This window comes from Nonomuraea fuscirosea (assembly GCF_035917475.1).
In the GTDB taxonomy this organism is placed as follows: Bacteria; Actinomycetota; Actinomycetes; order Streptosporangiales; family Streptosporangiaceae; genus Nonomuraea; species Nonomuraea fuscirosea.
This window is the reverse complement of record NZ_CP109074.1, coordinates 3274170-3295157: the sequence shown is the minus strand read 5'-3', so window position 1 is coordinate 3295157 and position 20988 is coordinate 3274170. Positions and strand designations below refer to the sequence as shown.

Here is a 20988-nt window from a genome sequence, read left to right as displayed (position 1 = left end):
CAACGCGATCCTGGCCTCACGGTGAGTCCTCGCCCGTCGGGACTGCGGCACCATCGAAGCACCGGCGGAGCGGAGGCGGCACGTGGGCGGTCTGGTCTTGGTGGTCCTCTCCGCGGTGGCGGCCGGTGTGGCGTCTGGCGGGCTCTCCCTGCTCCTGCTGACCCGCCACCGTGACCGGCCGGTGGAGACCCGCCGCCGTCACCGGCCGGTGCAGCGGCGCTCGGCCGATCCTCGTCCGCGCATCCCCGCGAACAGCCGGTGGACGATGTGCGAACGCGGAGGGCCGTCGCAGGAGTGGGAGTTCATCGGCTCCGTGTCCGGGGCGCATTTCGCCAGGGAGATGGAGGCGTTCCTGCTCCCCGCACGCGACCAGGGCCGTCATCCCTCGCTCCGGGCACACGTGGCCGGGGAAAGGGAGACCCCTCAGCCGACCGTAGAGCCGGAGATCATTCTGATCAGAGAGTGCGCCGGCATACAGATCGGCAGGAACAACTCGCAGATCACCATGTACGACATCGTCGTACCCGAATTCTCGCTCGACCTCGGCGAGGCGCCCTTGGCGGCGTTGTTCGCCCTGATCTCGCGGGCGCGGCGGGACGGCTTCTTCACCGACCTGCGCATTTCCGCTCCTTCGCCCTCTCACGGGTCGTCCGCCGAGTCGGTCACGAGTGCGCATCCGGACGGCAGGCGGCTGATCGTCATCCAGCGGTCCTACGGTGTGCAGATCGGCGACCGGTGCTTCCAGCGCAACACCTTCACCCTGCTCGTCGACGGTCTGAGCATCCGCCTCGACAGCCTGCATCTGGGGAGCAGGCGGCTGGAGGAGATGCGGCGCGTGCTGGCGGACCCCTCGGACAGGTCCGCCGCCGCCAGGGTGGCGCGGGACATCGTCGACGAGGCGTTCGCCACGCTCATGGCGCGACTGGAACGGGAAGCCGAGCGTCTCGCCAGGGAGGCCAGGATCACCGGCCTGCGGTCGCTCTACCGGCGGTTCGGCGTGTCGATGGGCTTCCACAACAAGGTCCGGGTCCGGTGGCGTTTCGACGTCGGCGCGGTGCGGCTCGGGCGTCTCAGCCGCTCGCTCGCCGAGCAGATCCTGCGGTACGCGCGAGGCCGGGCCCGTCAGGCCGAGAAGGAGGCTCGGTCCCGTACCAGGGAACGACCACGGTGGACCTGGGCCAGAGAATCCCGCGAACCCCGAGCCCGGGACAGCGGGAGATCCCCGGACGAGCGGGCCCGCGTCGACGATTTCGATCGGCGGACGGCGGACACCGGGGACCGGTCCCGCACGGGTCCGCGGCCTTCCGGCGAGCGGGAGGCCCGCACCGGCCGGTCGGAGTTCCACGACGACGGCCCGCACGAACGGTTCAGGTCACACGAACGGCCCGAGCCACACGAACGCCCCGGGCCGGACGAACGGCCTGAGCCACATGAACGGCCTGAGCCAGACGAACGGCCTGAGCCAGACGAACGGTCCAGGCCGGGAGGACGACCCGCTGGGGGATCCGCCCCCTCCGCCGCTGCACAGCCGCCGGCACATGAGCAGCCGCCCGCCACTCGCCGGCGCTCTCTGCCCGGCCCCGCGCAGCAGAGTGAGAACGGCAGCGGGAATGCCGCATCGCGTGACGAACCGCTGTCCGGACCGGCACGTGACGATCGGGACGACCACCCGGCGGGATCCCGCGACCTCACGTCTGCGGCTGGAGCGCCGGAGTTCGAGCCCGCGCCGCCGGACACACCCGGGCACTGGTATGTCCGTGAAGAGGATCACCGCGCCACGTTGGAGATCGACGGGTCGACGACGCCGCCTCAGGATCATCTCGATCCGGGACGCGGCCGAGGACGCGACTCAGGACGCGGGCGCGAGCTGGGACGTGGGCCCGAACCGGGTTCATGGTACGACTCGGGATTCGAACGATGACGCGCGAGGTGGAGCCGCACCCACCTCACCGAGCCGATGCCCGCCAGGCTCCGCGACGGTCGCCGGACATGGCGGAGCTCCCGTGCCGGACGGTGGTCGGCACCGTCCGGACGGGAGCTCCGTCGTTCTCTCATCGATCGCGCCTACACCGTGTCACGCTGCGGTCACACGGCAGAGGCGGTTACGGGCCCGCCGGCGGCCGGAAGATCTGCCAGATGCGCCAGAGGATCGTCGGTGCCTTCGAGGACGGAGTGTCCGACGTGTACGGCTTCGACGCCGGGCCCCATCCGGTGCCCTGGTCGGCCATCTCGTCGGCCATGCTCCGGGCCGTCCCCTGGTGGTTGCCCGTGGGACGTACCCTCCCCAACTGCTCGTCGATCGAGCGCTTCTGCGCCTCGGACAGCCCGCGCGACTGGCCGGTGCTCTGCTGGCTCGGCGGGTTGCGCCGGGCCTTGGCCGGGGTGTTGCGCTGGACCGCCCTGCGGCTGCTCGGGCGGACGGCGGGCCGCTGCCGGATCCTGACCTTGGGCCTGCTCGCCCGCCTGGTCACGGCCCTGCGCGCGGCCGCGGCTCGTCGCTTGGCCGCGGCGGCCCTGCGTTGTGCCGCCGCCGCCCTGCGCTTGGCCGCGGCGGCACGTGCCCGCTGCCTGGCCAGTGCGGCCTTCTTCCTGGCCTCCAGCGCCCTCTTCTTCTTGGCGGCTTCCGCGGCTCTCTTCCTGGCCGCGGCCGCGGCCTTCTTCTTGGCCTCCGCGGCGGCCTTGCGCTTGGCCGCCTCGATGGCGCGCTTCCTGGCCAGCGCAGCGGCCCTGCGCCTGGCCGCGGCCAGTGCCGCCCGCCGGGCAGCCGCGGCGGCGGCCCGTCTGGCGGCGGCCTGGGCCAGCTTCCTGGCGATGGCCCTGGCCGCGATCCGCGCCGCGATGCCGACCACGAACCAGACCAGCTGGCCGTCGGGGTCGCTCATGGTGACGGGGCTGTTGCTGGCGTAGGCGTAGGCGTTGAGCTGCTGCGGGTCGCTCTCGTCGATGATCGGGTCGACCGACAGGAAGCGGCCGTTCTTAGGGTCGTACTCGCGGGCGCCCAGGTGGACGAGGCCGGTGGTCGCGTCCTTGGTGCCGCCGACGAACCCGCGCTGGCCCGGCCACCAGGGTGGCGCGGTGCCCCGGTCCTCACCGAACGGGGTCTGCCTGCGGATGGCGACGTCTCCCGTGCCGGCGTTCACCGCGGCCTGCGCGGTGCCCTGGTGGTCGCCGGCCAGGAAGTAGACCTGGTCGTCCGGCGTGCGGACCGCGATGGCCTCGCCGCCGATCGTGTAGTAGCGGGTCTGCTCGACGACGTCCTTGGCGTAGTCGAGGCGCAGCTCCATGTCGTCGATGAAGAGGGTGGCGTCCGTCGGCGTCTTGCGGAGCAGGCGGTCGCCGTCGGCGTCGTAGACGAACGAGGTGGTCTTGCCGGCCTCGGTCACCGACTCCAGGTTGCCCTCGGCGTCCCACACCAGGTTCTGGTCGGAGGTGCCGACCTTGCGCCGGGTGGTGTTGCCGGCCGCGTCGTAGGCGAACACGTCCGCCCCGACGGCCTGCAGCGCGTGCGGCTGCTTGCCGCCGGCCGCGGGATAGGTGTAGTCGCGCACCTGCTCGCCCGCGCCGCCCCAGGCGTGCTTGGTCTCCTTGGTCCGGTTGCCGGTGGCGTCGTAGGCGTAGCTGACCGCGTACGGGGCCACGCCGCCGATCTTGCCGGACTGGGGTGAACCGCTCGCGCAGTCGTCCGTGGCCGTCCACGCCGAGGTCAGGCGGCGCAGATGGTCGTACTTGAAGCACTGCGTGTCCTGGGCGGCCCGGTCGGCGATCTTGGTGATGTTGCCGGCCGCGTCGTAGGTGTAGCCGAGGTCCAGGTCGCTGGCGGACGCCCCGGCCCGGTCGAGCCGCATGCCGGTCAGGTAACGGGTGCTCTCGTCGTGGGTGTAGGTCATCCAGGTCTTCTTGGTGCCCTCACCCAGCTCGTACTGGAGGATCTCTCCCATCTTGGAGTAGCGGGTCGCGCTCACGTACGCCGACAGGCCGGTGACCTTGACCGGCTGGCTGAGCCCGTCGTAGCTGTAGACGACCTGCTCCTCGGCCAGGCCTCCGCCCGCCGGGAAGCTGACCGACTGCACCTGGTCGTCGAGCGTGTAGCGGGTGTTGAGCTGGTAGGTGCCGGCCAGCTTGCCCTCACGGGCCGGGATGGTGACGGTCTGGCGCAGGGCGCGGTAGTCGGCGTCGATGGTGTTGATCTCCGCCGTGTACGCCTGCCCGCCCACGTACCGGGTGCTGGCGTGCAGTTCGCCCTTGGCCAGCGCGTCGTACTTCCACTCGGCCAGCAGCGTGCCGCTCGCCGAGCCCTCACGCATCTGGGTCTTGCGGCCCAGGGCGTCGTAGCCGTACCAGAGGGTCTTGCCGCGCGAGTCGGTGGTGGTGACGATCTCGTCGGCGTCGTTGTACGTCGTGGTCGTGACGCCCTTGTCGGGGTCCTCGGTCCTGATCTCGCGTCCGCGCAGGTCGTAGTGGTGCTTCCAGACGTTGCCCGCCGGGTCGGTGACCGTGGACAGGCGTCCCGCGTGGTCGTAGGTGTACTTGGTGGCCTCGTAGTCACCGGTCGGGGTCGCGCCCTTGTACTGGCGCAGCTCGATCAGCCGGTCCTCGGCGTCACCGATCCGGGTGGTCGCGGTGCCTCCCGGGGGCGGGGTGACGTGCAGCCGGTCGCCCTCCTCCTTGGCCGAGACCCGGTACTTCTCCGCGCCCTTGGCCTTGAAGACCTCGGCGTTGACCTCCCCGGTGCCGTCGAACAGCGACACGACCTGGTTGGGGACGGCCGAGTCGGCCACCGCCAGCAGTTCGGTGGCGGGCGTGCCGGTGGCGAAGTAGCCGGTGTTCTTCTTGTACTCCTCTCCTTGGGAGTTGTGGAAGGTGTCGGTGATCGTGCGGCCGTCCCGCAGGGCGGGGTCCTGCGTCTGGTCGTCCGTGGGCGCCGGCTCCTGGGTCTGGCGCTCGCGCATCAGGCCGTCGTAGAGCTCGTAGCTGGTGGTGTAGCCGCCGTCCGCGCGCAACGTCTTGGTGGTGACGTAGCTCGGGCCGTCGGTCCGCGTCGTGTAGGCGTACTCGGTGCTGGGCGACTGGCCGGACGCCTTGCTCCGGTCGGACTGCCAGACCTTGATCAGGCGGCCGAGTGCGTCGTACTCCATGTCGACGCGGCGGTTGTTGGCGTCGATCTCGGCGACGGGCTCGCCCCAGGCCGGTTCGAGCAGGGTGCGCTCGGTGTGGCCGAGGTCGTTCGTCTCCGTGGTCTCCGTCGCCGGGGCGCCGGAGGCGGGGCTGTAGGTGGTCACGGACTTGGTGCCCACGGGGTCGGTCTCGCTGGTCTCGCGGCCGTAGGCGTCGAAGGTGCGGACGGTGCCGTTGATCGTCTGGCCGTCCGCGGAGACGAGCTCCTGGACGGAGGTGACGTCTCCCTTGGTCGGCGGCTGGCCGTGGGCCTGGCCGTCGTACTGGACCTTCTCGTCCGAGAGCACCTCACCGGCGGCCAGCGTGGACACCGAGGTGTCGCAGTTCGCGGCGACCTTCTGGACCCGGCTGGGGTAGTCGATCATCCAGGAGGTGTCGTTGCGGGCGTAGGTGTAGCGGATGCACTGGTCGTCGTCCGCGCTGGCCAGGTCGCCCTTCTCCTCGACCGTGGTGAGCAGGCCCTTGGCGTCGTACGAGCGCTCCTCGCCGGTACGCCGCCACTTGCCGTCCGTCATGGCGGTGCGGGTGACCATGGACTTCGGCTGGACCACGTGCGCGGCCTTGGTGATGCCGCCCTGGGTGGACTCGGCCGTCTTGACCGACCACGGCTCCTCGGCGGTCGCGGTGGCGATGGCCCCGCCGTCGCCCTCGTACATGATCTCCTCGCGCTCGAAGCCGGCGAGCTGGTCGAGGTCGTCGAGCTTGCCGCCCTCGGAGTCGACCACCTGCACGTTGCGCTTGGAGCCGTCGGCCTGCTTGTCGCCGTGCATGCCGCGGAAGAAGCGGAACTCCGTCAGCGTGCGCTTGGTGTCCTGCCCGTCGCCCTCGCGGACGCGGACCCGGCCGAAGCCGCGGTAGTCGGCCCACGTGCGGTGCTCGGGCTTGACCAGGTTGGTCTCGGCGTAGTGCCAGCCGGCGCCGTCCAGGTACTCGTAGTCGGTGACCACGTTCGGCGAACCGGCCACGCGGTCTACCTCGACGGTCTGGGTGACCAGGTACTTGTGGAACCAGTCGGTCACCTCGGCCTCGTTCGGCGGGGCCCAGCGCTGCGGGAAGCACCGCCTGGTGTTCTTGTCCGCCGCCGGAACGTCGCCCGGCTTGCAGTCGGCCGCGGAGTAGTTGATCCGCAGCTCACCGCCGGACTCGTTGTCGATCGCCTGGACCCGCCACTTGACCAGCGGCGCGCGGCCCTCGTCGGAGTCCACCCGGTTGGGCAGCTGCACGCCGATGAACTTCACCGGGGGCAGCGAGATCGTGCCGCCCACGTGACCGGTCTGCTGCACCGAGGCCAGCCACAGCGCCGGGCTCATGCCGTCGCCGGAGGCGGGGAACTGGTGGGCCAGCGTCCAGGAGTCCACCGGGTAGTACTGACCGGCGGCGTTGCGGACCTGGGTGGTGACCTTGGTCAGGCGCTTGCGGGTGAAGAACGTCGGCGCGAGCCGGTCGGTGCACTTCACCCCGGAGTCGCAGATCTGGTCGAACGGGACGTCCGGCCAGTGGCTCGCGGTCTCCTTCTTCAGCTCGGCGGCCGCGCAGGTGATGGTGCCGCTGGGCAGGCAGCGCTCGGCGACGTCGAACACCACGCGGGCGGCCGGCGTCTTGGTGAACAGCTCACCCTTCAGGTAGCCGTAGTCGATGCGGGTCAGGTAGGCGGCGCGGTCGTACACGGTGCCCTGTTCGGGCTTCATGTGCCGGCCGTAGTAGTTCTTCTCCTGGGTGTACCAGTACGTGGTGGCGTTGCCGTGCGTGTCCACCTCGTAGTCGAGGTTCCACCGGTAACCCTGCTGGCACCAGGCGTTGGCCGGGGTGCCGCTGTAGCACGGCTCACCGCTGTTGTTGCCGAACACCGGCACCGTCTGCACCGACTTGGTCTCCGGCTTGCCGCTGGCCCAGCCGGGCAGCCGGTTCAGGCCGAAGGTGTACTGGGTGCCGTCGTCGGTGGTGACCCGCCAGTACTCGCCGTTGTTGTCGCCGTTCGTGGCACCGGTCAGCAGCTCGATCCTGGTGCCGTCGTCCCGCTTCGGCCGCCACTGCTTGGTGGTGGCGTCCTTGACCAGCTCGACCGACGAGTCGCCCAGCGACATGGTGGCGTTGTCCTGGTCCCAGCACAGGTCGCCGGTCTTCTTGCCGTCGATCATGCAGGACTTGTAGCGGCGCTCGATGTAGCCGCTGGGGTTGAGTTCGAAGCCCTCGCCCGCCCAGGACGCCTGGTTGTTGGTGGAGGCGGTGCGGCCGTCCACGCTCTGCGAGGAGTAGCCGAGCGACACCCCGGGCTCCTCGCCGCCCAGGGACGGGGGCGTGCGCATCTCGTAGCCCCAGGTGAAGTCACCCGACTGGGTGCCGACGCTCCAGTCGGACGAGGCCGACAGGGAGGTGGCGGCGTGGTCGCCGGACGGGCCCGAGGCCGCCGCGGTCAGCGCGTACAGGCCGCCGGTCTGGACCTCGGCGCTCACCGTGCCGGTCTTGGCGTTGTTCTCGCTCTTCACCGGCTCGGGCGCGGCGCAGCCGGGCGCGCCGGTGAGCGCGCACTCCTCCAGTTTGACCAGCCGGAGCCGGGAGCCGTAGTCACCGCCGTAGGCGTGACGGAAGCTGGAGTAGTCCACCTCCACCTGCGTCTTGACCGGCTTGGCCGCGGCCGTGGCCGCCATGCCCTGGCCCGGGGTGATCCGCATGGCCAGGCCGAGCAGGTCGCTGTCGAGCAGTTCGACGCCGATGGGGGTCGCCGCCTGGGCCGTCCTGGCGCTGGTGCGCGCCAGCCGTACCGGGAAGCCGGCCGCCAGGGTGGCGGCGGCGGAGCCGCCGAGCTCCGCCTTCTGCGGTCTTGGCCAGCTGACTTCCGGTGGCGCCTTCCAGGCCTGCTGGGCGGCGGGATCGGCCATCGGCGGCTTGACGGGGACCTTCCCGCCCGTCACCGGGGCCTCCTTCTGCGTGGCCGGCGCCGAGCGCGGCGCCGCGTAGGCGGGCATGGCGTAGGCCATCTCCACCATCAGGACGACCGCGAGGACGGGAGCGAGTCTGCGTGGCCAGCGCGATTCCGGCTTGGCCTCGTCTCTCGCGAAGCGATTCCAGGACGCGTCCGGATGGTCCGGTTCCTGAGGGGATTGCCGAAGGCCGTTCCATCGGGGGTCCGGCAGCTCTAACTCACTCGGCTGATCCATCTAGCTCCTCCAGGGGGTGTGCGGGGCGGCCGGCCGAGCGGGCTGTGCGGTGCTCAGCCGGTCAACGAGGGCGCGCGGACCCGGTGGGGTCACGCTGGATGAGGAGGCGATCTCTGCGGTGCGGCCGGCCCCTTCCGCCGGCAAGACGGGCTCGACGTCCGGCGGACGAGCCGCCGTCCGGGCGTCCTGAGCTGGGGTTATGTCCGGGAAACGGACACCCGGGCATGATCCACGATTTCCGCTCGATGATCGAATCATCGCCGCGAACACCCGCCAGTCCTGACTTTTGCTCTTTCTGCTCAAAAAATTTTCAGTGTAAAGACATCTCTGTAAATTTTCGTCGGACCGGCGTCGGCGGGCCGGTCAGCCCGCCGATCGGCGCCCGATCAGCCCGTCCACCCGCGTTCAGTCAGCCTGTCGACCGGCGTTCGATGAGCTCGGCCGGTAGGCGGGTGCTGGTACGGGGACGGTCCGGCTCGGCGATCCGGCGCAGCAGCAGATCGACCGCGGCCGTGCCCGCCTCGTCGGCCGGCAGCCTGATCGTGGTCAGGGCCGGCTGCAGGTAGGCCGCGAACGGGTGGTCGCCGTACCCGAGCACGCGCACGTCGTCGGGCACCGTCAGGCCGCACTCCCTGATGGCACGGTAGGCGCCGAGCGCGAAGTAGTCGTTCGCCGTGATCAGCAGGTCGGGATGGTTGTCCCGGGTGATCAGGTTGGCCGCCAGCGCGTACGCGTCGTCGGGGCGCCACGGCTGGGTGGCCCCGCTCGTCCTGTGGGTGGGCACCTTGAGCACGAGCGCCTGCTCGCGGGCGATGCCCAGCCGGTCGAGGGCGCGCCGGAATCCCACGATCCTGGCCGCGACCGTGCTGATGCGCAGGTCCTCCTCCAGCAGCCAGATCCGCCGGACGCCGGGACCGGCCGACCGGACCACCGCGTCGGCGATGGCCGACTCCGCGTCGATGCCGACGAAGTCCAGGCCGCGGCCCGGGATGTCGCGGCTGAGCTGCACGACCGGGATGCCGGCCTCGCCCAGCCCGTCCCACACGTCGCTGCTGAGCTCGGTGGCGACGCCCAGCACGCCGTCCACGCCGAAGCGCAGGAGCTGCTGAACCGCGCGTTCCTCGTTCTCGGCCGAGTCCTCGGTGACGAGGAGCAGCACGGAGTAACCGGCCGCGCGGCACTCCCGTTCGACGGCCGAGATCAGCGCGGCGTAGAAGGGGTTGGACGGGTTGGTGATGACCAGGCCGACGACCATGGTCCGGCCGGACACCAGCGAGCGGGCGTGACTGTTGGGGACGTATCCGAGCCGCTTGGCCTCGGCGCTGACCAGCGCCCTGGTGGCCTCGCTGACCTGGTCCTTGCCGGCCAGCGCACGCGAGACGGTGTTCGCCGACAGGCCCAGCCGGTCGGCCACATCGCGTAGCGTCACCCGTTGCGAACGTGCCATCCCGTCATCCTCCGGCTCAGCTCTTGCCCACCAAGTAGATCCGCAGTCTGGCAGCAGGGGCGTCGTCACCGGAAACCCGGCAGCGCACCCGCAGCCACTGGCCGAAGCCGGTGACGAGCCAGCTCGTCATCCCTGGCGTCTCCACGCGGACCGGCGGCGTGTCGGCCGGGCACCAGGTCAGGCCGTCCGGCGAGATCTCCGTGGTCAGCTCCAGCGTGCCGGTCAGCTCGTGCGCCTGGACGAAGAAGCGCGCCTCGCCGGCCCACGGGAGCTCGTACGGCTCGGTGGCGAGCTCGTCGCGCACGAGCGCGGAGCGTTCGAGGACCGCGGTCATGGTCGATCGCATCGTCGTCACCAATCCACCGAGATGAGCACGGAGTCGAGGAAGAGGAAGTTGCGGATGCCGGCGTGGGTCCGGACGGAGAAGTAGAAGTTGAGCAGGTTGTCCAGAGTGCTGTAGCGGTCGGGGTAGACCGGCACGGGGACGTCGCTCATGTCCATGACCCGGTCGTTGAGGCGCAGCTCCACGTTCTTGCGGGTGCGGGTGTCGATGTCCCAGCGCAGGTAGTGCCAGTTGATCTTCGTGGGCACCTCGTTGACGCACAGTTCGAGGGGCTCGTCGAAGGTGCGCCAGTCGTCCGGGTCAGGGGCGGTGAAGTCGGCCGCGTACGGCAGCGCGAACTTGCCCTCCTGGTGGTCGCGCGGCGTCGGCTCGGGCACCACCGGATACATCCACCGCTGGGTCATCTCGCCCGCCAGGTTCGTGTTCTGGTAGCGGATCACGTTGTGGTAGCGCACGCCGTTGTCGGCGCAGATGTCGGTGGCCACGGTGAACGCCCCGAACTGCGACTCCGACGGGTGCCGGTTGCCGTCCCAGGCCACGCTGGCGGGCAGCTCGTGGCCCACGGTCGCCTCGGCCTTGAACGCGAAGTACGTCTCGATGCGCACGCGGCCCCGCCCGGCCATGGTGAGCCGGCGGATGCCGGTGGCCGTGTGACCCTTGTGGGGGCGGGTGGCCAGCTTCAGCGCGTACTTGCCGCTGAGCGTGCCGTGCGTGCCGACGTCGAAGAACGAGCAGTTGGACAGCTGCGGCGGCCGGAAGTCGCGCATATGCTCGTCGACCGTGCCGAGGTCACCGCTGCCGTCGTAGTTGCCGATCAGCTCGGTCCAGCCGTGGGTGGTGGAGTCGAAGCGGTCGAAGCAGAGGATCCGGCCGAGCGGATCGTACTTCGACAGGCCGGCGTCGATGACCGGCGCTGCGCGTTCCATGCGTGGTCCTCTCTCATTAGCGTTCACGTGAACAGCGGGATCGGCGGAACCCTTGACCTGTTGAACAGGACACTCGTAGTGTAACGCCCACATTAACGTTAATGGTCCGATTGGTTATGAGGCAATCGGCACGTTGTGATGAGGGAGTTGAACGATGACGCTGCGGGTCAGCCGGGCCACGATCGCCTCCACTGTGGGCACCGCGCTCGAGTGGTACGACTTCTCGCTGTACGGCACCGCCGCGGCGCTGGTCCTGCCCCTCGTGTTCTTCCCGTCCGGGGACCCGGTGGCGGCGACCCTGTCCTCGCTCGCCACGTTCGCCGTCGGGTTCTTCGCCCGGCCGGTCGGCGGCATCGTCATCGGCGTGCTCGGCGACCGCGTCGGCCGCAGGACGATGTTGTTCGTCACGCTGCTCCTCATGGCGGCGGCGTCCACGCTGATCGGCCTGCTGCCCTCCTACGCCGCCATCGGCCCGGCCGCGCCGATCATGCTCGTGGCGCTGCGCGTGGTGCAGGGACTCGGCGCGGGCGGCGAGTACGCCGGGGCCATGCTGATGTCGGCCGAGCACGCCGAGACCAGGTCGCGCGGGCTGAACGCCAGCGCGCCGACCCTCGGCAACGCGGTCGGCTCACTGGTCGCGACCGGCGTCTTCTTCCTCGTCTCCGCGCTCATGTCGCACGAGGACTTCATCGCGTACGGCTGGCGCATCCCGTTCCTGCTCAGCGTCCTGGTCGGCGTGGGCGGCGTGATCGTGCGGCTGAAGGTCTCCGACACCCCCGAGTTCCGCGAGGCCAAGGACAGCGGCGGCCACGCGCCGGCTCCGCTGCGGGCGCTGTTCGCCACCTCCGGCCGCAAGATCGTGCCGGGCATGCTCATCAGCGTCGCGCCGAACGTGATCAGCTATCTGCCGTCCGTGTACGCGCTGACGTACCTGACCACGCACGTGCACGCCCCGTCGTGGATCGGCCTGACCGCCGTGGTGATCGCCAACCTGGTCAAACTGGTCACCGTGCCGATCGCGGGCCTGCTGTGCGACCGGTACGGGCGCCGCCCGGTGATGGTGGCCGGCTCGGTCTCGGCGGCGGTGCTGTTCTACCCGTTCTTCTTCATGCTCGACACCGGCACGCCCGTGGTGATCTGGGCCGCCTTCGTGATGATCTTCACGCTCTGCAACGACCTGACGCTCGCCTCGCAGGCCACGATGATGTCGGAGCTGTTCGACGTACGGCACCGCTACACCGGCGTCACCTTCACCCGGGAGATCACCGGCGCCGTGGTCGGCGGCTGCATCCCCTTCGTGGCGGCCTGGCTGGACGACTGGTCCGGCGGGCAACTCTGGCCCATCGTGGTGGTGTCGGGGCTGCTGTGCCTGCTGTCGGCGCTCGGCACCCGCTTCATCTCCGAGCCCGCCCACCTGCGCCGCACCGCGCCGGCGCCGAGCGGCAGCCCGGCTGCGTAACGGCGCCTAACGCACCTCCTGAGCGGGACGGTGGCGGACCTGGTCCGCCGCCGTCCCGGCGTCGTTCCCGGGAAGGCGGGGGCTGATCCCCTGGACGGCCAGGGCGAGCAGCCGGTGCGCCTCGGCGACCGGGTCGGGGTGGCGCTCCGTGGCCAGCGCGATGCCCGTGACCAGGGCGACGAGGTCGGCGACCGTCACGTCCTGCCCCACCGCGCCGGCCTTGGCCGCGTTGCGCACCAGCGGCTCGACCGCCCCGCCGATCTGGGCCGCGCAGGCGTTCGCGTGATCGGCCCCGGCCTGGCCGTCCGGGACCAGCACGTCGGCCATCCCGCGCGCGGAGGCGGCGTACGTGGTGAGCGCGCCCAGCCACTCCAGCAACGCCGCCCGCGCGTCGGCCGCCCCCTCCAGCTCCCCGGCGCGGGCGCACAGCGCCTCGACCCGTTCGTGGAAGACCGCCTGCAACATCGCCCGCCGGCCGGGGAAGTGCCGCCGCACGGTGGCCGAGCCGACTCCCGCGACGCGGGCGATCTGTTCCAGGGAGGCTTCCGCGCCGTGCGCGGCCACCTCGGCCTCGGCCACGGCGAGGATGCGCGCGTAGTTGCGCTGGGCGTCCGCACGCCGGACGGTCATGGCGTCATCTCCGAACTTGCTAACTGGCGGGGGCCTCCGTATCGTACCAATCCGTAAACGGCGGGCCCCGCCGTTTCGTTTCCCGGAGGAGAACCATGTCCGCACAATCCGCACCCGCCCTGGTCATCGGCAGCACCGGCCTGCAAGGCGGCGCCACCGCCCGCGCCCTGCTCGCGGCCGGCGTCCCCGTACGGGCGCTGGTCCGCGACCCCGCCGGCGACCGGGCGAAGGCCGTCGAGGCGCTCGGCGCCGAACTGGTGCGAGGCGACCTCGACGACCGCGACTCGCTCAAGAAGGCGGCCGAGGGGGCTCGCGCCGTCTTCTCCGTCCAGATGCCCGACATGAACGGCCGCGCCTTCGAAGGCGAGGTGGAGCAGGCCGTCAACCTGATCGAGGCGGCGCGGGCCGCCGGCGTGCCGCACTTCGTGCACACCTCCGTCTCCGGAGCCGGCCAGCACACCAGCTGGGTCAAGGACGACTGGGCCTGGATGGAGCCCTACTACACCGCGAAGGCCGGCATCCAGGACCGGGTGCGTGAGGCGGGCTTCGAGCGCTGGACGATCCTCAAGCCGGCCTTCTTCATGGAGAACATCCGCCCCTCCGTGCGGATCCTGTTCCCCCGAGGGGTCGAGAACGGGCTGGTGACCCTGCTGAAGCCCACCACCGAGCTGCGTCTCATCGCCGTGCACGACATCGGCGTGGCGGCGGCCACGGCCATCACCGAGCCCGAGCGGTTCGACCGGGTCGAATTGGAGCTGGCCGGCGACATCCAGTCGATGACGGCCATCGCCGAGATCCTCTCCCGCCACCTGGGCGTCGAGCTGACCGCGCCCGACATGACCCCGGAGGAGGCGGTCGCGGCGGGGATGCCCGACATGGGCTTCGGGCAGGCGAACGCCAACTACCGCAGTCAGCCCGCTCGTCCGGAGTACGCGCGGGCCCTCGGCCTGCCTCTTACGACGTTCGAGGAGTGGGCCCGGCAGAATCTGCGGCCCGGTTCCTGACCGGTTCCGGCCGTCTCCTGACATCCTCGAAGAAGCCGGCGACCAGGTCGGCGGTGCTCACGTCCTGGTTGGTCCTGCCGATCACGGCGGGCCCCTTGGCGGGGCCGGGGATGGTGTGGCCGCCGCCCCGCTGCGCAAGGACGCCGCCCGCAACTGGCACCGCATCGTCGAGGTGGGCCGCCGGTTCGTGGACGAGGGGACGCCGATCCAGCTCAACGACGTAGCGCGGGCCGGCGACGACCCCTACGCGGGGCTGCGCGACTTCCTGTACGCCTCCGTCGACGCGCTGCTCGCCGACGCCTCGCTCTCCCCGGTGTTCGCCGCGCCCGTGAACGTCCTGCCGCACACGGCCGAGCTGAAGCGACGGCTGGCCGACCTGTCCGGGCGGATCCTGGACCGGGTCCGCGCGAGCTGACCGCTTCCGGCCCGGCTTCCGCGACCACCTCCGGCCAGTTGCCGTCCGGCGTCGCGCGACCGCCGTCGGGCCTGGCGATCGTTTAGCTCACGGTCTTCTTGACACGTGATCATGCAGGCTTGCATACTCCCTTCCAAGCTCTTCGAAAAGCTTTTTCCTTTCTCTCCCCGCCCGTTGGGCCTTACCTTTTCCCGGGTTTATCAGGCTCGGTCTCCCGCATTCAGGCGCAGCATTCTCGGACACGCAGGGAGTGACCTTTCGACATGCCTTCGAAAGCGCTGGGACGCACCGCACGACGGGGGCTCGCCACCGCCGCCGTGCTGGGGTTGATGCTGACGACGGGCGCCAATCCGGCGTTCGCCCACTGGAACGGCACCGGCCAGGACATCGCCAGCATTCATCTCCGCCCCTACAGTTACAACAGCGCGTGGCAGACGCCGATGAACAAGGCGCTGTCCAATTGGAACGCCACGTCCAGCCCGGCCAACTTCTACAAGAACTCGAATTCGGGCTCCACCATCACGGCGAAGTCGTACAGCAACACCTGGTACGGGCTCTACCAGAGGTGCGGCGGCATGTGCATGTACATCAAGCTGAATTCCCGCACCATCAACCGGGACGCCTCGAACTTTGCCAACTTCGTCACCAGCACGCTCGTCCACGAGTTCGGGCACGCGCTGAACCTCGCGCACAACTCGGGCACGTCGATCATGAACACGAGCCGCAACCGCAACTCGATGACGAAACCCCAGCCGCACGATGTCAGCGACGTCAACGCCTATTACTAAGGGAGGCCGTCCGGTGCTACGACGTCTCGGCGCGCTCGTCCTGACCGCGCTCTTCGTGACCGCGTGCTCGTCCCACGACGAACCCGTTCTCTACCGTGCCGACTATCCCCAGTACGAGAGCGCCGACGCGCTCTTCGACAAGGCGAGCCTGGTCGTCGAGGCCCGGGTCGTCGGAGCGCCGCGTTACCTGCAGGAGGTGACGGCGCCCGACCTCACGACGACGGACCCGCAGCTCAACCCCGAGGCCGGGGCTCCCGCCGAGGCGGCCGCCGGCCAGCCCGAGCCGCCGCCCACGGTCATCACCGTCTCCACCGCCCAGGTGCTGAAGGTGTTCAAGGGCGAGGCCGAGGTGGGACAGACCATCGAGGTCAAGGAGCTCGGCGGAGTCTTCGACGGCGTCACGTACGAGGAGGAGCACACCAGCGGGCTGAAGCAGGACAGCGGTTACGTCCTGTTCCTGGAGACCTTCCCCGACTCTCCGGCGGCACTGCTCAATCCCGTGCAGGCCAAATATCCGCTGGACGCCTCGAACAATCCGGCGCCGCTGCCGGAGAACACCATCAAAGTGACGCGGGCCGAGCTGGAGACGATGTCCTGACCGGTCTGTTCGTGCCGGGGGCCCGTAGGCGTACGGGCCCCCGGCATTCACGCCGTCGGCAGCCCGACCGCGTTGGGCGCGTCGGCCTCGAAGTATTCCGTGGTGGCGTAGGGGCCGGCGTGGTCCTCGAAGAAACGCCTGACGGCGTCGATCGAGTCGTGGACGATGACGTTCACCGCCCTGGTGCCGTCGGTGCTCGCCACGGCCATCGTCCATCGGGCGCCCTGGGGAAGCCGGCCGTACGCCATTTTGACGGATTCCCAGAAACCGTCACCGTCGGAAACGGTGGAGACGGCCATGACGTGCACTGTGGCGCCTTTCTCGTCGATTCTCGGATGAACGCGGCAGTTGAGGTGGAGGTAGCGGGCAGCGCCGTTATCGACGTCGTAGAGGGCCAAGGTCTGCGGGTCTTCTAGGGGGTCGTCGGAGAGCATGAGGAAATGGGTGTCGCTGATCGGCAGCAGCTCATGGTCGAGCTGGTCCGGCTTGCCGAGAAGTCGCGCCTCCATGGGATCCAGGGTGTGTTTCAGGTGGAGTCTTCCGTCCTCCGCCGTCACGTCGTAGCGGGTGCCGGGGCGTTCGTAGGAGCCCTCGTACCTGGACAGGTCGAGCACCAGGGCCGGGTCCGGCTCCGGCAGGCCGGGGATCGTGGCCGCGCCGAGGGCGGACAGGATCTCGCCGAACACCTTGCGGTAGAAGCTGTCACGCGGCCCGGCGTTCGCCAGCATCGCGACGGCGAGGCCCGGCTCCGGCAGGATCCGCAGCCGGGCGCTCTGGCTGACCGCGCTGCCGTCGTGGGCGTAGACGGTCTGGCCGTTCCAGTCGCAGACGATGAGACCGAGCGCCCATTCCGGCCCGAACGTGTACGGGTCGGGTACGGGGACCCGTGACCGCGTCATCTCGCGGATGGCGTCCGGGGAGACGATGGCGGTCCCGTTCGGCGCCCTGCCCTCGTCGAGGAAGACGTGCGCCATCGTGAGCAGGTCCCCCACCGTCGTGCTGATGTTGCCGCCGGGGCCGAAGGCGCGCGGCAGATGGGTCAGCGGTGAGCGGACGGGCCCCTCTTCGAGGGACCTGATCAGGTAGCCGGTCGCGGCCAGGTCCTGGTCCACGCGCTCGGGCCTGGTGCTCGTCGAGGTCAGCCCCAGCGGGCCGAACAGGCGGTCCCGCATGATGTCGTCCCACCGCCTGCCGTCGCTCACCTCCATGATGCGGGCGAGGATCGCGTAGCCGAGGGCCGGGCTGTAGCCGTGCGTGTGGCCCAGGGGGTGGACCTGCCGCGCGTCGGCGATGTTCGCCACCATGCGCTCGTACACGTCGTCGTCCTCGCCCGGATCTCCGTAGCTCTCCTCGATGCCGCTGGTGTGGTTGAGGAGGTGGCGGGGCGTGACCCGGGCCGTGGCCTCGGGGTCGGCGACGCGGAAGCCGGGCAGGTACGTCCGCACCGGCTCGTCGAGGGCGACCCTCCCCTCGTCGACGAGTCGCATGAAGGCGAGGGCCGTCCAGGTCTTCGACACGGAGCCGCACTGGTAGACGGTGCCGGTGGTCGCGGGCTCCCGCGTGGCGACGTTCCTGACGCCGACCGCGAAAGCGGTGATCTGCCCGTCTTGGAGGACGCCGATCGTGGCGCTCGGGATGCGGTATTCGGCCAGCAGCTCCGCGATGCGGGCTCGCATCAGGGGCACGTCCAGCGGTTGTGTCATCAGGGGGTCCTTTGTCCGCCGCGAATCTTTCCAGGCGAGTGAAGGCTACGTAGCGTTTCATGTCTCGTCAATAAATCTGCAGCTAGGCGAGGCTGTTACCTGGCCTTTCTCATGGAATCGTTGCAACAACAGTGACGGGAAACGCAATTCACGCCGGACGATCGTTGCAATGTACTGTGGGTGAACGCACCCGTGAACCGAACCGGCAGAGGATGAGTCGATGCCCGGAGGCAGGCTGACCCACGACGATCGCCGGCGGATCGCGAGCTGGCTGGCCGAAGGGCTCGGATACGCCGAGATCGCCCGGCGCCTCGGCCGGCCCACCTCCACGATCAGCCGCGAGGTGGCCCGCAACCGCGCCCCCGGCGGCTACCTCGCCGACCGCGCCCAGCAGGTCGCGGGTCGGCGTGCCCGCCGCCGCAGGCCGGCTCAGGACGGCGAGCCACCGGCCGGGGAGGAGGCGTCCGTACGCGAGTTCGTGGAACGGTTCGCGGCCCTGCTGGCCGGGACCGGCCTGCCCCGGATGCCCGCGCGCGTGTTCTCCTGCCTGCTCACCGCGGAGGCCGGCAACCTGACCTCCGCCGAACTCGTCCGCCGGCTGAAGGTCAGCCCCGCGTCGGTGTCCAAGGCCGTCGGCTACCTCGAAGGGATGGAGCTGGTCAGGCGTACCCGCGACTCCGGCCGCCGGGAGCGGTACGTCATCGACGACGACGTCTGGCTCCGCGCGTTCGAAGCCGACACCGGGGCGCACGGCGAGGTGGCGGCGGCCGCGCGGCACGGGATCGAGATCTTCGGCGCCGGCACGCCCGCCGGCGCCCGGCTGGGGCGGATGGCGGAGTTCTTCGCCTGGATCCACGAGCAGATGCACGGCAGCGACCTCACCGACGCCGCCGTGCAGGACGGGCTGACGGTGCTGGCCGCGCTGGTGCACGCCGCCCGCCCCCTCACCGTGGCCGACCTCGCCGCCGCGCTCGGCTGGCCGGCCCGGCGGGCGGCCGGCGCCCTGGACGCGATCAGCCGCCGGCCGGCCCTCTCCGACCCGCTCGCCGTGGCGAGGACCGGGTGCGGCGCGTACGCCGTCGCTCCGAGACCTGACCGCCTGAGCTCCGCCCAGCGTGACGCGCTGACCGCCAGTGCGCGCTCACCCCGGGACAAGCCGGACGAACCCCTGCAGAGTTAGCCCTTGATCGGCGCGGGACGCCCGAACCAGGCCACAGGTTCACTTGCGCTCAACCAAGAAAGCTTGATTGTGGCAAGCGGGGTGGCTCGTCACGCATTCGCCTCCGTGAACCTAATTTCGGTGATGACGCATCTCTTCGGAGCCGAGGGAATCCCGTGCTGCATCACATCCTGGAGGACGGCCGCGCGCCGACCGCCACCGGTCTCGTCCCGGCTGTCGGCCTGGCCGCGCACGCCACCGCCAGGTCACTCGCACACGGGCACGAGCGATGTCTGCCGGCGCCGGGGGGCCGGCGCGCGGTGTAGCCGGCTTGCGCACCGGCATCGGTACCGGCATCGGCTGGGGCGCGACGACCCACGAGGGACCAGCCGGCGACGCCGTCTCGGGCAATGATGCGGATCCATCCTGCCGCGCGATCGAGGCGTCTCCGCACGACGCACCGCCGCCGTCCGGCCCGCCACCGTGCGACGCCGCCGGGTGACGCCACCGTGCGCCGCCCCCGGTGATGTGGCCGGGTGATGTGGCCGGAGGATGTGGCCGTCCCGCCGCGTCAGCGGCTGCGCGGGCGAACCGACCGAGTGACCGGCTCCGGCCGGCCCTTCGCCGAGTCGTCGCGGCACGCCGTACCGGCCTGACCTGCCCGCGCTCCTACCCGAGCGGGCGGGCCCGCTCGGACTGAGTGTCATGTCGTGAGCGTCCCGCGCCCGCCTGAAGACGGCACCGGCGCGAGCGCGCGGGCCTCGGCCCGCGGGCGGATCGGGCCGACCGATCAAGCGTTGACCTGGTCGAACTAGCTATTCCGGAGAATCAGTGGCTGTAAGTATCAGGGCCGGCCGCCAGATCGCCTGGCGGGCCGGAGCCCAGACGGCGGGGCATCGGCGGGCTGTCCAGCCGCTCGGCCTGGTGGGCGTGGACGTGGTGTGCATGACGTTCGCCGCGGCCGGCGCCGGACCGGACCTGCGCCGGATCGCCGTCGCGGGGATCGTCGTGCTGGCGCTGAACGGCGCCGGCCGGGTCTACCAGCCGCGGGTCGTGCCCTCCTGCCTCGATCGCGGCCTCTGGCTGGCGGGATCAGGACTGGTGAGCGTCCTGGTGGCGTTCTGGGGCGCGGCGTCGCTGGTCGAGGTCACGCTGTTCGCGGGGCTGTTCACCTTCCTCGCGGTCTGCGGCAGGAGCGTCCTGTGCCTGGCGGTCCGCAGGGCGCGCGAGCGCGGCAGGTCCGCGCCCACGCTGGTGGTCGGCGCGGGCGCGCACGGTCACCGGCTCGCGGACCTCCTGCTGACTCATCCTGAGCACGGGCTGCTGCCGGTGGGCTTCCTGGACGAGGGCGCGGGAGAGAGCCGGTGCGTGCCCGTACTCGGCGGGCTGAGCGACGTCACCGACATCGTGCAGACCCATGGGGTGCGCGCGGTGGTCATCGCGGGAGCGGTCCGGCAGTCGTTCGCGCGGACGGCGCGGGCGCTCGGCTGCGAGGTGTATCTCGCGCCCGACCCGGGCGACGTGATCGTCGACTTCGTCGCGCTGCGGGAGCACGTGCGCAGCTTCCCGCTGCTGCGCATGCGTCCGGAGGCGCAGCGGCGGGCCACCTGGCCGGTGAAGCGGGTGCTCGACGTCGCGGTGGCGCTGACCGGGCTCGTCCTGACCGCGCCGATCCTCGCGCTCTGCGCCATGATGGTCCGCTCGGAGGTCGGCCCGAAGCTGCTGTTCAGGCAGCAGCGGGTGGGGCTCGGGGGCGGGCCGATCGAGCTGCTCAAGCTCAGGACGATGCGGCCGGCCGACCCGCACGAGTCGGCGACGCTGTGGAGCATCGCCGACGACCACCGGGTGGGTCCCGTCGGCAGGTCGCTGCGCAGGACGTCGGCCGACGAGCTGCCGCAGCTGTGGAACGTGCTCCAGGGCAGCATGAGCATCGTCGGCCCACGTCCGGAGCGCCCTCATTTCGTGGAGCAGTTCTCCCGCACGATCCCCGGCTACGAGCTGCGGCACCGGCTGCCGGTCGGGCTCACCGGCTGGGCCCAGATCCACGGGCTGCGGGGTGACACCTCGATCGAGGACCGCGCCCGCTTCGACAACTTCTACGTGGACGGCTGGACCCTCCGCTCCGACATCAAGATCATGATGCGGACGATGTGGTGCCTGCTGCGCCGGAGCGGGAGCTAGCG

At 70.6% G+C, this 20988-nt stretch carries 14 protein-coding genes; 8 read left to right on the top strand and 6 right to left on the bottom strand.

Annotation, left to right across the window (positions count from 1 at the left end; translation table 11 throughout):
- The first annotated feature begins 82 nt into the window (after positions 1–82).
- Positions 83–1921, top strand: coding sequence for an RIP homotypic interaction motif-containing protein (locus OIE67_RS14855; protein WP_326640577.1), 1839 nt, complete (start codon positions 83–85; stop codon positions 1919–1921).
- A gap of 181 nt (positions 1922–2102) precedes the next feature.
- Here the strand turns inward: OIE67_RS14855 and OIE67_RS14850 are convergent, their stop codons facing one another.
- The 4 genes from OIE67_RS14850 to OIE67_RS14835 form a co-directional block, all read right to left on the bottom strand.
- Positions 2103–8162, bottom strand: a complete 6060-nt coding sequence (locus OIE67_RS14850; protein ID WP_326640575.1) for an RHS repeat-associated core domain-containing protein — start codon at positions 8160–8162, stop codon at positions 2103–2105.
- Positions 8163–8742: 580 nt separating this feature from the next.
- Complete coding sequence (locus tag OIE67_RS14845) at positions 8743–9780, bottom strand: LacI family DNA-binding transcriptional regulator (protein ID WP_326640573.1); 1038 nt, start codon at positions 9778–9780, stop codon at positions 8743–8745.
- Positions 9781–9796: 16 nt separating this feature from the next.
- A complete protein-coding gene (locus tag OIE67_RS14840) occupies positions 9797–10126 on the bottom strand; it encodes a hypothetical protein (protein WP_106251365.1) in 330 nt (109 codons plus the stop codon).
- Between the two features lie 5 nt (positions 10127–10131).
- A complete protein-coding gene (locus OIE67_RS14835; protein ID WP_326640571.1) occupies positions 10132–11049 on the bottom strand; it encodes a DUF6772 family protein in 918 nt (305 codons plus the stop codon).
- Between the two features lie 154 nt (positions 11050–11203).
- Between OIE67_RS14835 and OIE67_RS14830 the strand changes: the two genes are divergently transcribed.
- Positions 11204–12508, top strand: a complete 1305-nt coding sequence (locus OIE67_RS14830; protein WP_106251332.1) for an MFS transporter — start codon at positions 11204–11206, stop codon at positions 12506–12508.
- Positions 12509–12514: 6 nt separating this feature from the next.
- On the opposite strand, the gene OIE67_RS14825 is transcribed toward OIE67_RS14830, so the two are convergent.
- Positions 12515–13138: a TetR/AcrR family transcriptional regulator gene (locus tag OIE67_RS14825; RefSeq protein WP_326640568.1), complete on the bottom strand. Its 624-nt coding sequence runs from the start codon at positions 13136–13138 to the stop codon at positions 12515–12517.
- A gap of 95 nt (positions 13139–13233) precedes the next feature.
- Between OIE67_RS14825 and OIE67_RS14820 the strand changes: the two genes are divergently transcribed.
- The 4 genes from OIE67_RS14820 (at position 13234) to OIE67_RS14805 (ending at position 15943) form a co-directional block, all read left to right on the top strand.
- Positions 13234–14142 carry an NmrA/HSCARG family protein gene (locus OIE67_RS14820; protein WP_326640566.1) on the top strand — a complete coding sequence of 303 codons (909 nt, stop codon included), beginning with the start codon at positions 13234–13236 and terminating at the stop codon, positions 14140–14142.
- 115 nt (positions 14143–14257) lie between these two features.
- On the top strand, positions 14258–14557 hold the full coding sequence (locus OIE67_RS14815) for a hypothetical protein (protein WP_326640564.1): 300 nt from the start codon (positions 14258–14260) through the stop codon (positions 14555–14557).
- 263 nt (positions 14558–14820) lie between these two features.
- Positions 14821–15345 (top strand): zinc metalloprotease, encoded by a 525-nt coding sequence (locus tag OIE67_RS14810; RefSeq protein ID WP_326640562.1) that lies wholly within the window; start codon positions 14821–14823, stop codon positions 15343–15345.
- A 13-nt stretch (positions 15346–15358) separates the two neighbouring features.
- Positions 15359–15943 carry a hypothetical protein gene (locus OIE67_RS14805; protein ID WP_326640560.1) on the top strand — a complete coding sequence of 195 codons (585 nt, stop codon included), beginning with the start codon at positions 15359–15361 and terminating at the stop codon, positions 15941–15943.
- Positions 15944–15990: 47 nt separating this feature from the next.
- Here OIE67_RS14805 and OIE67_RS14800 read toward each other — a convergent pair whose 3' ends face one another.
- Positions 15991–17646 carry a serine hydrolase gene (locus OIE67_RS14800; RefSeq protein WP_326640558.1) on the bottom strand — a complete coding sequence of 552 codons (1656 nt, stop codon included), beginning with the start codon at positions 17644–17646 and terminating at the stop codon, positions 15991–15993.
- A gap of 220 nt (positions 17647–17866) precedes the next feature.
- Between OIE67_RS14800 and OIE67_RS14795 the strand changes: the two genes are divergently transcribed.
- Together OIE67_RS14795 and OIE67_RS14790 are read left to right on the top strand one after the other, a co-directional pair.
- The gene (locus OIE67_RS14795; protein ID WP_326640556.1) at positions 17867–18826 is read left to right on the top strand and encodes a helix-turn-helix domain-containing protein; all 960 of its coding nucleotides are present in this window, start codon (positions 17867–17869) and stop codon (positions 18824–18826) included.
- Between the two features lie 810 nt (positions 18827–19636).
- Entirely contained in the window at positions 19637–20986 is a 1350-nt protein-coding gene (locus OIE67_RS14790) for a sugar transferase (protein WP_326640554.1), read from the top strand.
- Positions 20987–20988: the final 2 nt, after the last annotated feature.

Bases quoted from the DNA above. Each gene is read 5' to 3' on its own strand.
- OIE67_RS14850 (WP_326640575.1), bottom strand. From the start codon at position 8,162: ATGGTGGAGATGGCCTACGCCATGCCCGCCTACGCGGCGCCGCGCTCG.
- OIE67_RS14845 (WP_326640573.1), bottom strand. From the start codon at position 9,780: ATGGCACGTTCGCAACGGGTGACGCTACGCGATGTGGCCGACCGGCTG.
- OIE67_RS14840 (WP_106251365.1), bottom strand. From the start codon at position 10,126: ATGCGATCGACCATGACCGCGGTCCTCGAACGCTCCGCGCTCGTGCGC.
- OIE67_RS14835 (WP_326640571.1), bottom strand. From the start codon at position 11,049: ATGGAACGCGCAGCGCCGGTCATCGACGCCGGCCTGTCGAAGTACGAT.
- OIE67_RS14830 (WP_106251332.1), top strand. From the start codon at position 11,204: ATGACGCTGCGGGTCAGCCGGGCCACGATCGCCTCCACTGTGGGCACC.
- OIE67_RS14825 (WP_326640568.1), bottom strand. From the start codon at position 13,138: ATGACCGTCCGGCGTGCGGACGCCCAGCGCAACTACGCGCGCATCCTC.
- OIE67_RS14820 (WP_326640566.1), top strand. From the start codon at position 13,234: ATGTCCGCACAATCCGCACCCGCCCTGGTCATCGGCAGCACCGGCCTG.
- OIE67_RS14810 (WP_326640562.1), top strand. From the start codon at position 14,821: ATGCCTTCGAAAGCGCTGGGACGCACCGCACGACGGGGGCTCGCCACC.
- OIE67_RS14800 (WP_326640558.1), bottom strand. From the start codon at position 17,646: ATGACACAACCGCTGGACGTGCCCCTGATGCGAGCCCGCATCGCGGAG.
- OIE67_RS14795 (WP_326640556.1), top strand. From the start codon at position 17,867: ATGCCCGGAGGCAGGCTGACCCACGACGATCGCCGGCGGATCGCGAGC.